Annotated in this window: 10 protein-coding genes and 1 tRNA gene; 3 read left to right on the top strand and 8 right to left on the bottom strand. The window is 63.4% G+C overall.

Translation table 11 applies throughout. The features are described from left to right. Positions 1 to 220 precede the first annotated feature (220 nt). Positions 221 to 850 carry a TetR/AcrR family transcriptional regulator gene (locus ACO6D6_RS14410; protein ID WP_484785937.1) on the bottom strand — a complete coding sequence of 210 codons (630 nt, stop codon included), beginning with the start codon at positions 848 to 850 and terminating at the stop codon, positions 221 to 223. A gap of 138 nt (positions 851 to 988) precedes the next feature. On the opposite strand from ACO6D6_RS14410, the gene ACO6D6_RS14405 reads away from it, so the two are divergent. Next, the gene (locus tag ACO6D6_RS14405) at positions 989 to 2,659 is read left to right on the top strand and encodes an oleate hydratase (protein ID WP_484785936.1); all 1,671 of its coding nucleotides are present in this window, start codon (positions 989 to 991) and stop codon (positions 2,657 to 2,659) included. Between the two features lie 160 nt (positions 2,660 to 2,819). Here ACO6D6_RS14405 and ACO6D6_RS14400 read toward each other — a convergent pair. Continuing rightward, positions 2,820 to 2,893: transfer RNA gene (locus tag ACO6D6_RS14400), tRNA-Gly, on the bottom strand. Positions 2,894 to 2,977: 84 nt separating this feature from the next. Here ACO6D6_RS14400 and ppgK point away from each other — a divergent pair. Then, positions 2,978 to 3,757, top strand: coding sequence for a polyphosphate--glucose phosphotransferase (gene ppgK / locus ACO6D6_RS14395; RefSeq protein WP_484785935.1), 780 nt, complete (start codon positions 2,978 to 2,980; stop codon positions 3,755 to 3,757). Between the two features lie 485 nt (positions 3,758 to 4,242). Here the strand turns inward: ppgK and ACO6D6_RS14390 are convergent, their stop codons facing one another. From ACO6D6_RS14390 to ACO6D6_RS14380, 3 genes are all read right to left on the bottom strand, one after another. Then, entirely contained in the window at positions 4,243 to 5,082 is an 840-nt protein-coding gene (locus ACO6D6_RS14390) for an undecaprenyl-diphosphate phosphatase (RefSeq protein WP_484785934.1), read from the bottom strand. Positions 5,083 to 5,335: 253 nt separating this feature from the next. After that, entirely contained in the window at positions 5,336 to 6,622 is a 1,287-nt protein-coding gene (locus ACO6D6_RS14385; RefSeq protein ID WP_484785933.1) for an MFS transporter, read from the bottom strand. A gap of 263 nt (positions 6,623 to 6,885) precedes the next feature. Next, positions 6,886 to 7,884: a bile acid:sodium symporter family protein gene (locus ACO6D6_RS14380; RefSeq protein WP_484785932.1), complete on the bottom strand. Its 999-nt coding sequence runs from the start codon at positions 7,882 to 7,884 to the stop codon at positions 6,886 to 6,888. Positions 7,885 to 8,476: 592 nt separating this feature from the next. Here ACO6D6_RS14380 and ACO6D6_RS14375 point away from each other — a divergent pair. Continuing rightward, positions 8,477 to 9,331: a fructosamine kinase family protein gene (locus ACO6D6_RS14375; protein WP_484785931.1), complete on the top strand. Its 855-nt coding sequence runs from the start codon at positions 8,477 to 8,479 to the stop codon at positions 9,329 to 9,331. A gap of 583 nt (positions 9,332 to 9,914) precedes the next feature. Here the strand turns inward: ACO6D6_RS14375 and ACO6D6_RS14370 are convergent. Genes ACO6D6_RS14370 through ACO6D6_RS14360 form a run of 3 tightly spaced genes read right to left on the bottom strand, consistent with a single transcriptional unit; the run spans position 9,915 to position 13,192 of the window. Further along, entirely contained in the window at positions 9,915 to 10,544 is a 630-nt protein-coding gene (locus ACO6D6_RS14370; protein WP_126379521.1) for an ABC transporter ATP-binding protein, read from the bottom strand. A 10-nt stretch (positions 10,545 to 10,554) separates the two neighbouring features. Continuing rightward, positions 10,555 to 11,802: an ABC transporter permease gene (locus ACO6D6_RS14365; protein ID WP_484785930.1), complete on the bottom strand. Its 1,248-nt coding sequence runs from the start codon at positions 11,800 to 11,802 to the stop codon at positions 10,555 to 10,557. Positions 11,803 to 11,812: 10 nt separating this feature from the next. Further along, positions 11,813 to 13,192: an ABC transporter permease gene (locus ACO6D6_RS14360; protein WP_484785929.1), complete on the bottom strand. Its 1,380-nt coding sequence runs from the start codon at positions 13,190 to 13,192 to the stop codon at positions 11,813 to 11,815. Positions 13,193 to 14,030: the final 838 nt, after the last annotated feature.

The raw sequence follows: 14,030 nt of genomic DNA, 5'->3' as shown, positions 1-14,030 counted from the left end.
AAGTTGGTTGAGCCGGGTCGCGACGAAGGAGCGACCCGAGTCGAAACCACCCCGGACACCCACAAGAGGTTTCGACACGCCCCACTCGCTGACGCTCGCAGGCCGGCTCAACCAGCTTTGAGGCGGGACGATTTCGACACGACCAGCTCATCAAGCGAGCAGGCCTGCTCGACCAGCTTCCCCATTTCCATCCCCGCACCTTCCGCCATACACGGCGGACTCAGGTCTTGAGCAGCGCACCCGTGAGGAAGTCGACGGAGCGTCGCACCCCGGCGGGCAGGTCCGCCATGGCGCTGCGCCCGGTGGTGACCTTGACGATGTCGAGGTACAGCACGGCGTAGATGGCGTGGGCGATGTCCTCGAGATCGGCCGAGGGGTCTCGCGGCCTCGCCCGGTGGAGCAGCATCACCTGGAGGATGGCCTGTTCAATGCGCGATACGCTGCTGGTGGCCTCTTCCCGGTGCTCGACGCTGCCGAACAGGGCCTCGCGTTCATAGGCGAGCATGTTCTCGGGGTGGGTCATCGATTCCTCGACGAATGGCCGCAGGATGGTGACGATCGACTCGGCCATCGCCCGTCCCTCCGCCGCCTCCGACAGGCCGGCCTCGATGCCCTCGGTGAAGCGGCTGTTCATCACCGCGACGAGCAGCTCGGCCTTGGAGCCGGCGTATCGGAACAGGGTGCCCACCCCCACCTCCGCGGCCTCCGCGATCTCTGCCGTGGTCACCGCCTCGTAGCCCTTCTCTGCGAAGAGCCTGGTGGCGGCCTCCAGGATGCGTTCCTGCTTGGCCGTCTTCTTGCGTTCGCGCAGCGAGGTTCCCGGCTCAGGCGCCGGCTGCTGCATGTTCATCGTCATCACCTGGATCGTCACGGGACGTCATCGGACCTGTTTCCACGATACCATTTTGGAGCGTACTCCGAACGGAGTACAATCCGTTTTGTGAACGCCGCGGAGGGCGCGGCGTCGGATGGATGAAAGCTGGGCGACATGACTCGCAGGGCATACATGATCGGGGCGGGGATCGGGAACCTCGCCGCCGCTGTCTATCTGATCCGCGACGGCGGCTGGCGCGGCGACCAGATCACGATCCTGGGGCTTGAAACGCACGGGGCGAACGACGGCGCTGCCGTCAAGGAGTTCGAGGGTGAGTACGGGCACCGCCCGCTGGGCAATTCCGAGGGTTTCCTCAACCGAGGCGGGCGGATGCTCAATGAGGAGACCTACGAGAACTTCTGGGATGTGATGGGCAGCGTGCCGTCGCTGGACCAGCCGGGCAAATCCGTCACGCAGGAGATCCTCGACTTTGACCACGCTCACCCCACCAAGGACATCGGCAGGCTGATCGACTCCGAGGGGCTGCGTGTCTCGGGCCCCAAGGGCTACCGGCACATGCAGTTCACCAACAAACAGCGTCTGCTGTTGACCAGGCTGATGATGCTGCCGGAGTCGCGCGAGAACGAGCTCGACGACGTCTCGATCCGCGACTGGTTCGCCGAGACACCGGACTTCTTCGAGACGAACTTCTGGTGGATGTGGCAGACCACGTTCGCCTTCAAGGAGGTCTCCTCCGCGGCCGAGCTGCGCCGCTACATGAACCGCATGATCCTCGAGTTCTCCCGCATAAACACCCTGGAGGGGGTCACCCGCACGCCGTACAACCAGTACGAGTCGGTCATCCTGCCGCTGCGCGCCCACCTCCAAGGGCAGGGCGTCACCTTCATCACCAACCGCAAGGTCACCGAGTTCGTCTTCGCGGACACCCCGCTGCGCGACGAGATCATCGTCACCGGCCTGAGGTACGAGGAGGTGGACAACGACGACGCCGAGGGTCTGATCGAGGTGCGTCCCGAGGATCTCGTGTTCGACACCAACGGCTCCATCACGGACTCGACCTCAATCGGCGACCTGGACACCGCGATCGTCGAGGACCACCGTTACGCGCCGTCGGCCCTGCTGTGGAAGCAGGCCGCGGGACGGTTCTACAACCTCGGCCACCCGGACAAGTTCTTCAACGACCGGTCGCAGTCGGAGTGGACGAGCTTCACCGTCACCACCTCCGATCACGACCTCATCAACGAGATCTCCCGGCTGACCCGTCAGCTGCCCGGAAACGCGCTGAACACCTTCGTCGACTCCGGTCCGTTGATCTCCCTGGTGGTGCACCACCAGCCGCACTATCACGCCCAGACCCCCGAACAGGGAGTCTTCTGGGGGTATGCGCTCCACCCGCGCCGCCCGGGCGATTTCATCACCAAACCGTTCATCGAGATGACGGGGCGGGAGATGCTGCTGGAGACGATCGGGCACCTGGGTCGCATCGACGCCACCGCCCACCCGATCACGGATCGCGTCGACGAGCTGATGGCCACGGTGATCAACGTGGTGCCCGCCCACATGCCCTACGCGTCGGCCCTGTTCAACCGGCGCACCACGCTGGACCGCCCGAAGGTGGTGCCCGACGGGTCGAAGAACCTGGCGTTCGTCAGCCAGTTCGCCGAGATGCCGTTCGACATGGTTTTCACCGAGCAGTACTCGGTGCGGTGCGCGCAGGTGGCCGTGTACACGCTGCTGGGTCTGGACAAGCCGTTGACGACACTGCACCACTACGAGCGGGATCCGCGTGTGCTCGCCAAGGCGGCCAAGGTGATGTTCCGCTGAACGAGGGCGTCGGCTTGGTCCGCTTCCAGCCGCCCACGACCCTCCCCGACGCGGATTCGCCTGCCTTGCGGTCATCCGCCTGCGCTGTGGCGCTGGCCTTTGCCGGCACGGCAGGCATTTGCCCGCGAAGGCCAGCAAACCGGATCAGGGATGGGAAGTTTGGAGCGGGCGACGGGAGTCGAACCCGCCTCTGAAGCTTGGGAAGCTTCCATTCTACCGATGAACTACGCCCGCGCGTCGCTCAGTGACGGGGCCCAGTCTAGCGGAGGCTTGCACCCGATTGGCAAGCCGGGATGCCCCGGGGCACGGCGGAACCCTATGCTTACAGGCATGAACATCCTGGGCATTGACGTTGGCGGCTCCGGCATCAAGGGCGCTCCTGTTGACCTGACTCTCGGGGATTTCGCCGAGGCTCGGGTGCGCATCCCCACCCCGTCCAAGTCGAGCCCCAAGAACGTCGCGGCGGTGGTGGCGGAGATCATCGAGAACTTCAAGGAACAGGTCCCCGCCGACTCCCGAATCGGTTTGGCCATTCCCGCCCCCGTCGTGCACGGAAGGGTGCCGTTCATGGCGAACCTCCACAAGTCGTGGGCGGGAATTGATGCCTCCAAATTCTTCGAGGATCATCTGGGGCGCCCCGTCACCCTGGTCAACGACGCCGATGCCGCCGGGCTGGCGGAGGTCCACTACGGCGCGGCGAAGGGCAACGACGGGCTGGTGATCATGACCACCCTGGGCACCGGCATCGGCAGCGCCATCATCCATCGCGGGGTGCTGGTGCCGAACGCCGAGCTGGGGCACGTGGAGCTCGACGGTTTCGACGCGGAGACCCGGGCGGCCTCCTCCATCAAGGAGAAGGAGAAGCTCAGCTACAAGGCGTGGGCCGTTCGTCTGCAGCGCTACTACAGCCACATCGAGATGTTGTTCTCCCCGGACCTGTTCGTCGTTGGAGGTGGGGTGTCTAGGGATTCGGAGAAGTTCCTGCCCCTGCTGACTCTGCACATCCCCATCGTCCCGGCGAAGATGCGCAACCGGGCGGGAATCATCGGCGCAGCCCTCGCGGCACAGGACGCGAACCTGCACCCCGGCCACATCTGAGCTGGTTGAGCCGGACGCTCCCTCCCAAAGCTGGCTGGGCCAGCACGTGGGCACCCCGTTCTCCCGAAGCTGGTTGAGCCGGGGCGTGAGGAACGAACGTCCCGAGTCGAAACCACTCTTGAAGCTGGTTGAACCAGCACGTGAGCGCCCCGCTCTCCCGAAGCTGGTTGAGCAAGCACGTGAGCGCCAGCGAACGGCTGAGTCGAAACCACCCGGCGACCAAGAAGCAGACCCGACTCCAGTCCCCTTCCCAACCCCGAACCCCTCCTCCTTGTGCCCGAAACGCTGGCAGAGAACGGTTCAACGTCGTGTGGCGACGTTGAACCGTCGAACCTCCGTGATTCGTGTACGGGAAGAGCAGGGCGGAGTGAGGTGAGGTGAGGGGGGTCGGGGGTTGGCTGGGTCTGCTGTTTGGGATCCGGTGGTTTCGACACTACCGGCTCGCTGATGCTCGTGAGGATCGGCTCAACCAGCTTTGGGACCACTCAGGCGGCGACGAGACCGGTGAGGATCAGGGCGATGATGGCCACGCCCAGGATCACGCGGTAGATGAGGAAGCCCGTGAACTTGTTGGAGGAGACGAACTTCAACAGCCAGGCGATGGTCGCGTAGGCGACCACCCCGGAGACCACGGTGGCGATGATCGTCGGCCCCCAGCCGATTGAGGCGTCGGCGATGTGTTTCCCAGCGGTGACGGCCTCCAGGCCGCCGGCGGCAACGAGAGCGGGAATGCCCAGGAAGAAGGACAAGCGGGTGGCCGTCACCCGGTCGAAACGCAGGAACAGGCCGGCGGAGATGGTGGCACCCGAACGGGAAATGCCCGGGAAGACCGGGGAGAGGGCCTGGAAGCAGCCGATGATCAGGGCGTCCTTGATGCTGACGTCCTTCATGCCCTTGGTGAGGTTCTGCTGGCGGTCGGCCAGCCACATGGCCGCGCTCCACAGGATGAGCGCCCCGGCGATGACCCACATGGAACGAACCGGACCCTCGATGAAGTCCTTGAGCAGCAGCCCCACCGCGGCCACCGGGATCGAACCGAGGATCACGCCCCAGCCCAGCGTGTAGTCGGGGTCCTGCCTGGCTGCCTTGTTGGCCAGGCCCTTGAACCACGCCACCACGATCCGGACGATGTCCTTCCAGAAGTAGATGATCGCGGCAAGGATGGCGCCCACCTGGATCACCGCGGTGAAAGCCGTCATGCCTTCCGAGCTGATCTCGTAGCCGAGCAGCTTCTCGACGATGTTGAGGTGTCCTGTGGAGGAGATGGGAAGGAACTCCGTGATCCCTTCGACGATGCCGAGGATGACGGCGTGCAGCCAGTTCATGGGTCTCCTGGGGGTCGGGCCGGACAGCAGCAGGCCCGAGGCTATCACCCGGGCCGGACGAGCCGAAGCGGCGTCAGCGCCACGAGACGAGGGGCCCGGCTGGGGTTCGGGTTCCTATGTGTTTCGCGGGAAGCGCCGAAACACGGATTCAGTCGAACAGATAAGGCATGACTCTGCGCACTGCTTCCTCAACCGCATTCCAAATTTCCACCATTACCCGTGAAATCTATAGCAGTCCACTCGTTACGAACCATCAAAAAACTGTCAGTTCCCATTGAGAAATGTGCTCTCCCCAGCGGGCCGGGGTAGGCATGGTACGTAGAGCGCCCGTGAACAGCGCAGTGATCATTCCAAGAAGCATAAGAGCAGCCAAAGACACTGTCACGGCCTGATATCCCCAATGCTGCATTGCCCATCCTGCGATCAATGTCAGCATCGAGAGAAACCCGAAATTTAGCAATTGTTGTGCAGCCGTGACTCGCCCCAGCTTGTCTTTACCCACGAGCACGTTGAAGAAACTTGTCAAGACAGCACCACCGGCCGGCAGCGGGACCAGCGCGACAGCAACCGCCGCTGCTTGAATCCAGATATCAGGAGCCAGAGCAGCAACCATAAACCCGGACGCCATTACTGCCACCATAGTAATCACGATACACCCAGAAGGAACGCGACCGATCACCCAAGATGCCGAGACGGCACCGATAAGCATGCCCAACGCCGCTGCCGCATTGACGAGCCCAGCCGTAAGGGTCTGTGATCCTGCGTTCGAAATCTTCAGCACCGTCAAAAATAGAAAACAATTTCCCGCTCCCGCTGAGACAACTGCAATCAACATCACCCTGCGCTGGAAGGGATACCGCAGAATCCACTTCAAACCGCCGAGGCAATCACGCCACCCCGGGCGCTCAGAAGCATCACCGGCTTCACCTCGTTTCCAGTAATTTTTAATTCTGGACGCTGTCACTGCCCCCAAGATACTCAAGACGGCACCAGCAAGGAGAGGGAAAACTCTGTTCAATGTCATTAAAATCCCTGCCGTCGGTCCACTGGCCAAGTGCACCGCCGAGTCTCGAGCAGAATTGTTGGTCATTGCTCGAGGCAGGACCTCGTCGGGCACCAACCCCCGCAACATCGCATTGGAGGTTCCGTCAAGCAGACCCGCCTGAAGCCCAAGCATCAAGGCGATCACCGTCAAAGCCACCAAATTTAAGCCGATGGCCAGATCGAACATCCAAGCTGCAGTCAAAATCGTTGCTGAGATAAATCCATTTATCACCATCAAGAACCGGCGGTCATACCGATCTTGAATCACACCTCCAGCAATCCCGAATATGGTTTGCAATGCTATCAAGATTGCCGAAAAGGAACCAGCCAATCCCTCCGACCCCGTCACACCGAGAGTAATGAGCGGAAGGGCAAACAATGCAATGTTCTTGGAGAAGGCCCCACTTGTATCAGCCGTGAACCACCAGCGATAACTCGCGTCGCTCCACAGGGAATAACTCGGCATTTTCCCATGAGCCGATGTTGAGTTATTCACGATCACTCCTACCTCCAACACAATGCTTCTTTGACCGCAAAACGGGATCGTGGGGCGTTCGATCTCCGACCACCCCACGATCAACGAAAATCACAAGATAATGATGATGACCACCATGTCGCGCCTCTTCCTCGAGCAGCCCTCAGCTCCCCTAGCTGAAACGGCTGATCCAAGAGATCAGGTTACGTTGAGTCCCCATGGACGTCAATCCCTAACTTTAGTTAATACGTTTTCCTCGGACGATCCGGATGAACCCAGAGGTTTCACAAACGCGTCGGCGAGGATGATCGCCCACGATTTCTCAGTCGCTGTCCCGGTTTGGTCTCGGGCAGGCGCCGCTGGATCGCCAAGGAGATCAGCGCCGCCGTGACCTGCTGGAACAGGGTGGAGATGATGACGGGAAACATCGTCGCCGCAGGGAAGAAGGCCGCAGCGATCACCGCACCGGCGTTGATGTTGCGCATCCCCGACCCATAGATCATCGCCACCGTGACCGCCCGGCCCTGCCCCGTCAGGCGCGCCGCCAACCAGCCGAACCCGTAACCGGTCAGGGAGATCAGGAACATGACGCCCGTGATCACCAGGAGCATCGGGTCGAGGGTACGCACGATCGGCGCGATGCGCGTCGAGGACGCCAGGATCACCACGACGATCCCGAACTTCACCACCATCTGCAACCAAGGAATGAGCCTGCCGCTCACCCTGCCACCCGTCGCCTCGTTGAAGACGACGGCCAACACCGACGGCGCCAGCACCATCACCACCATGCTGCGCATCAGCTCAACGGAGTCCACGGAGACGTGAGCCCCGGTCAGGAACTCCACCCCGAAGGGAAGCAGGACCGGGGTCAGCACCGCATCCACGAACACGGCGACAAGCCCGAGCGTCAGATCACCCCCACAGATCGCTATCCACGCAAACCCCGCGCTCGCCGTCGGGACCAGGAACTCCAGGACCATTCCCGCGGCGATGTCGGGACTACCCGCGAACCCCAGCCGGGCCACCGCCCACGCGACGACGGGCATCACGACGTGAAGGATCCCAAGAATCAGGAGCAACGGCAGTGGATGACGCAACGTCTCGGCGATACTCCTGGCCCGTAGGGTCGAGGAACCGGCGAAGACGATGACGAAGAAAACCGGCGCGATGGCGGGCAACAGGACCCCGAACTGCCCGGGAAAGAGCACCGCCACGACGATCGCCAACGGGACGACGAAGGGCATGAGGGCCGAGAACCGGCGGTTGAGTTCGTGCGCTGTCATGATGATGCCCCCATCCTTGCACGCCAACCACCAAGAGAAGGGGCGAGTGGGAACATCGCGTCGGATCCCCAAGGACTCGTGGCCGGGTCTGCTTGTCAACCACCGGGTGGTTTCGACACGGGCCGCTCGTTCCTCGCAGCCCGGCTCAACCAGCTTGAACTTGAAGAAGACACCACTCTCCCTGTTCACGAAACACTGAAGAGAAACGGTTCGACGTCGGGTGGCGACGTTGAACCGTCGAACCTCCGCGATTCATGCACGGGAAAGGACGTGAATCGCTACAGCTTCACGGTCGGGTCCACCTGCCGGGCACCGGATGGTTTCGACACGGGCCGCTCCTCCGTCGCAGCCCGGCCCAACCGGCTTGGATAGAGGAAAGTTGGTTGAGCCGGCCTGCTCGCTCTGCGAGCTGGCCTCGTCGAAACCATCTCGCGCATGTCCGAAAACTTGTTGCCAGGTTCTGACTACCGGGCACCGGGTGGTTTCGACACGGGCCGCTCCTCCGTCGCAGCCCGGCTCAACCAGCTTGGCCATTCCAAAGACCAACCGGCTCTCCCCGGGCCTCACGGATCTGCGCCGGTAGTTTGGGGGCATGTCACTACCCGAAGAGCTGATCGCAGACCTCGACGTGATCCGGGTCACCCCGGTCCATGGCGGGGACATTGCACGGGCCTACCGAATCGACACCCCCTCCGGGCCGGTGTTCCTGAAGACACATCCCTCCCCCACCCGGATGCTGTTCGAACGCGAGGCACGCGGTCTGCGGGCTCTGCGGGAGGCCGCACCGCCGGAGCTGCGGGTTCCCGAGGTGCTGGCCGCCTCACCCCGCGGGTTGGTGCTCGAATGGATCGACGAGGGTGGTCGTGGTCCCGACACCGAATCGGCGCTGGGTGTCGGTCTGGCCTGGTTGCACAGCCTGCCCGCGCCCCATTTCGGCGGTCTCGACGGCGACACGTCGGGATATCTGGGTTCCGTAGAGGTGGACCTGACCCCGGCGTCGTCGTGGTCCGAGTTCTACCTGGAACGCCGGGTGCTGCCGCTGACCCGGCGGGCCGTCGCGGAGAAACGGGTTTCGGCCGAGGCCCTGCGACTGCTCGATGTCCTCTCCTCCCGCGTCGACGAGTTGTGCGGCCCACCCGAACCCCCGTCGCTGGTCCACGGCGACCTCTGGGCGGGCAACCGCCTGGTGGATGTCGCAGGTGCCAACTGGCTCATCGACCCTGCCGCGCACTACGCACATCGCGAGTTCGACCTGGCGATGATGGCGCTGTTCGGTGGTTTCGGGGCGGAGGCGTTCGCCTCCTACGACGAGACCCACCCGCTGGCCGACGGCTGGCAGGCACGGATTGCCTGGCACCAACTGACCCCGCTGCTGGTGCACGCCATCCTGTTCGGCGGCGGCTACGGCGCCTCCGTGCTGTCGACGCTGCGACGACTCGCCGCCTGAGAGAGGGCATCCGTGAGGTGGCTTCGACACGAGCCGCTCCTTCGTCGCAACCCGACCCAACCAGCTTCGACAAGACCCGCCCCTCCCCAACTCCGAACCCGCCCCCTCCCCTTTGTGCACGAAACGCGGGCGGAGAACGGTTCAACGTAGTGTGGCGACGTTGAACCGTCGAGCCTCCGCGAGTCGTGTACGGGAAGGAGCGCAGGCGCGGTGGCCCGGCCGGCTGATTCTCACGACTAGCTTCCGCGAGTCGTGTACGGGAAGGGGCACGGACGCAGTGGCCCGGTGGGGTCCTGGTGTTCAACGACCCCCGGGCCCAGGAACTGGTGCTGGGCGCGAAGGGGGGCGGCGAAGGTGATCTCCGGGGCCGTGACCCCGCTGTCCCTTCAACAGGTCTCGAGGAAACGCGAGGAAATGAGACGGCCGGGATCCGGGCAGATCGAATCCCGGCCGCTTCCGGATGGGGCTCCAAGTACATCGGTGGAGTTCCCCGACTCGCGGTCCTGCACAACGGTGCCAGAACCGAGGATGTGGGAAGGTTCCGCGGTCGGACAATGCCGAGAGCCATTCGCGAATCCCACTGTCAGGCCACGAGTTTCCGGTTCCTCAGCCGCAGGACGATGTCGGCGGCCTTGGCCACCTGTTTGCTGTGCGTCACGACGATGACGCACTTGCCCTTGTCGTGTGCGGCGGTCTTGAGAATGTCGATGATGTCGCTGGCGGTGTCCTCGTCGAGGTTGCCGGTCGGTTCGTCGGCGAGAATCACGGGGGCGTCGGAGACCAGGGCCCGGCCGATCGCGACCCGCTGCTGCTGGCCACCCGAGAGTTTCATGACGTTGCGGTTGATCTCCTCCTTCTCCAGTCCCATCTTCTCCAGCACCCCGGCGTCCGCTCGGTGATTCACCAGGCGAAGGTTCTCCAGGGGAGTCAGGTAGTCGATCAGATTATAGTTCTGGAACACCAGCGACACGTTACGTTTGCGGTGTTTGGGGAGTCCTTCTTCGGAAATGTCCTTGCCGTTGCAGAGAATCTTCCCGCTGGTGGGGACATCCAGCCCGGCGAGCAACCCGAGCAGCGTCGACTTGCCCGCCCCGGAACCACCGAGAATCGCGTAGAACTTGCCTCCCTCGAACTCGATGGTGACATTTTCAAGGAGTTTGCGCGCCATCTTTTCGTAGGCGTAGTTGACCTTTTCCAGCGCAAGAACACTCATCTGTGATTTCCTAACTCATCTTGGAGAGAATCTGCTTCGGCTTGAGCCGCAGCATCGGGATCATTGCGACCACCGCCGACACCAGGACGACGGCGTAGCCGAGCAGCCAGGCGCGTCCGAGGTCGAACGCCGAGGCGGCGGCGAAACTGGGGGGTGGGACATTCACACCGGACTGTCCGTCCTCCGTCCCCGCGGCCTGCCCGACGACGAAGTCACCGAGCATGCGGGAGACCTGATCTGAGGCGAGGGCCGCCAGGCCACCCGCGGCGAGCGCGATCAAGGTCAGCTCGATCAGGAACTGCGCCAGCAGTTTTCCCTTGGATGTGCCGACCGACAGCAGGATCCCGATCTCGTGGACCCGGCCCCGCACCCAGAACACCAGCACGAACACCAGGATCGCGACACTCGCGAGGCTCACCCCCGCCAGCATCAGGTTGAGCAACCCCTCGACGGTGGCGATCCCGGAGAGCACCCCGGAGAAGGTTTTGGCGTTGTCCTCCACCTGGAAGGTGTCCCAGGGCAGCGACAGCCCCTTTGCCCGGGCGATCGTCGCGCCCAGTTCGTCGGCGCTCGCGACCAGGTACTGGGCCTCGGTGAGTCCCTGCCCGGCGGCGAGTTCCCCGCTGGAGGCCAGATCGGTGTAGAAGGTGTTCTCCGCCATCTCCGAGGGCAGCGACGCCTTCCCGCTGGTCCCGGTGAACAGGCCGACGATGGTGACCGTCACGGACTTTCCGTCACGGCTCAGCGTGACCCGGTCCCCCACCTTCAGGCCGTTCTTCGCCGCCAGTTCCTGGTGCATGATCGCCGAGTTCTGGTCGCCCTCGGCGATGTGGCGTCCCTCGACGAGGGTGTACTGCTTGGCGGCGAAACCCTGGATCAGGTCGCTGCGGGTCACCCCCGTGACACCCGCCTCGGGCACCACGTCACCGGAGAGTTCCACCCCACTGGCGGGCATCTCGACGAGCTTGAGATCCGATGGCGTGGCGGTGAGGCCGCGCACATAGTTGTGGCCGGTTACCCCTTGCACCCCGCTGACGGATTGCGCATCGGTGAGGCTCAGTTCCCCGGCGCCGGGACGAACCACGAACCCGGCGGGTACCCCACGGCTGACGCTTTCCCGGAGGGCCTGCATGGAGCCGCGGACGCTGGCCTCCGCCACCAGGGCGGTGAAGATCACCGTCATGATGAGAAGCAGCACCACGCTCTTCCCGATTCGCCTGCTGACCGACAGCCAGGCGCGTTTCAACAACAAAGACATCGCAGGCGCCTCAGGACAGCTGGGTGAGCAGGGCCTTGGGCTTGGCACGCAGCGTCGGGATGGATGCGATCAGCACCGCGACGCAGACCAGAGCCAGCGAGATCCCGCACACCAGGAGCCACTGCCCGGTATCCAACATCACCTGGACGTGGTCGAGGGTCTTGCCGGACAGGGCCGATTCGTTGTCGGCACCGAGGTTGCTGCCGAGTTGCGCGGCCATTTCCTTCGACGTCGACTTCGCGGCCTGGGAGACCAGTTGGTTGCCGATGAACTGGGCCGCACCCTGGGCCGCGAACCACGCCGTCCCGAAGGCGGGGATCGCTATCAACACCAGCTCCAGGATGTGTTGGGTAACGATCCCTGGTTTCGAGGTGCCGACCGCCAGGAGGATCCCGGTCTCGCGTCGTCTTTCCCTGGCCCACAGCCACAGCACCAAAGAGATCACCACCACACCGAAGATGACCGTGGCCACGACCATCGTGTCAACGAGCTTGTAGATGCTCTGAACCGTGCCCGTGACCCCCGCGAGGATCTGGTTGGTCTTGGAGAGCTGGAAGTTATTCCAGTCCACCCCCAGCTGACCGGCCTGCTTCATCACCTCGTCGAGTTTGCCGGCGGATTCCACGAAGAAGGTGGCGTCCTGGTAGATCTCCTTGCCGTCCTCGTGTTTGGCGAGTTGTTTCGCGGTGTTCACATCGGTGTAGACGAGGTTCTGCACCAGTTCGGCGCGTACCCGTGCGGGTTTGACGTTTTCCCCGGAGAACAGCCCGACGATCTCGACTTCCACTTCCTCGGTGGACTTGTTCACGTTGTCGGCGTCGTTCGGGTTCGCCTTCAACTTGAGTTTGTCGCCGACCTTCAGGCCGTTGGCCTTGGCGAGATCCTCGTGAATGATCGCCTTGTTGACGTCGGATTCATTGACGTGACGTCCTTGGGTCAGTTTCAGACCACCGGAGCGGAAGTTCACGTCCAGCTCGCTGTTGTTCTCCCCATAGCCGGTTATCAGGTTTCCGAAGAGTTTTTCCTTCTGGGCGTCGTAGTCGCGCTGGGAGTTGGGGAGTTTCAGCGCATTCGCGTCCACCAGGTCGGCGGTCACCGACATGCGACGGAGGTAATCGGTCACCCCGGGCAGGGCACGAATGGCGTCGATGTCGGGGGCCTTGACGACTCCACTGCCCCGCGGGGTGCCGGCGTTGTTCTTCCGGTTGTTCTCAAGGGTGAAGCCGGCCTTCAGCTGCTGACCGACCTGCGACGCAGCCGCATCCGTGGAACCTTTCACGGCAACCATGCTCAGCATGACCGTAGACAGGCAGAGCAGGATGCCGAACATTATCAGTGTCTTCAGTTTCTTGCGCACCACGAAGCGCCACGCACAGGTCAGGGCCCGCATATCCTTTTCTCTCTCGCTCACTCCCGGGTCACGCGACCAGAATGCCCTGATCCACGCAACTTCCATCAGCCGCACAGGTCGGCTCCAACAAATTCCAGATTCGCGAACATCTTCCTCGCGACGAGCGGTCGGACGCGGAACGCCGGATTTCCTCGGAGACTGGCTCCCCAGCACCTTGCCGGGTGATTTCCCGTCGGACCCACTGACCCGGTCGTCCCCGTGGTCGGAATCGTTCACGATCTGGCTGGGAGCCTAGCACCGCAACAACTACCGGGGCAGAGGCCGGAAAAGACCAATGAATTGCCTTCTACAACCCAGGTCTTGGTCCGGTTGACCCCGGAAAACCGGGGTCCAACGGCCCCTCAGGGGCGGGGGCGGACCCAGCAGGCCCGCCCCGGATAGGACCACGGTAGGAGTCGCCCCGCAGAACCGGGCCGAGGGACCGATCCACTACGACCAGCGGTAGGAGGAAAACAGGCGAGGAGCCCACGGGATTTCACACCACAAGCCGCCTGAGAGGGCACCTCCTTTCCCGAAGCCGGTTGAGCCAGCACGTGAGCACCCCTCCCCGAAGCCGGTTGAGCCAGCACGTGACCGCCCCTCCCCGAAGCCGGTTGAGCCAGCGCGTGAGCGTCAGCGAACGGCTGAGTCGAAACCAGCTTCGGAAAGACCCGCGCCCCTCCCCAACTCCGATCCCCTCTTCTCTTGTTCACGAAACGCGGGCGGGGAACAGTTCAACGTCGTGTGGCGACGTTGAACCGTCGAGCCTCCGCGATTCGCGCACAAGGGGGCAGGGCAGGACGAGGCGGGGCGGGGCAGGGCGGGATGGGGCGGGGCG

It is taken from the genome of Arachnia sp., from assembly GCF_057238465.1.
Note: the sequence above shows the minus strand (reverse complement) of the source record. Positions and strands in the feature narration are given on the sequence as shown.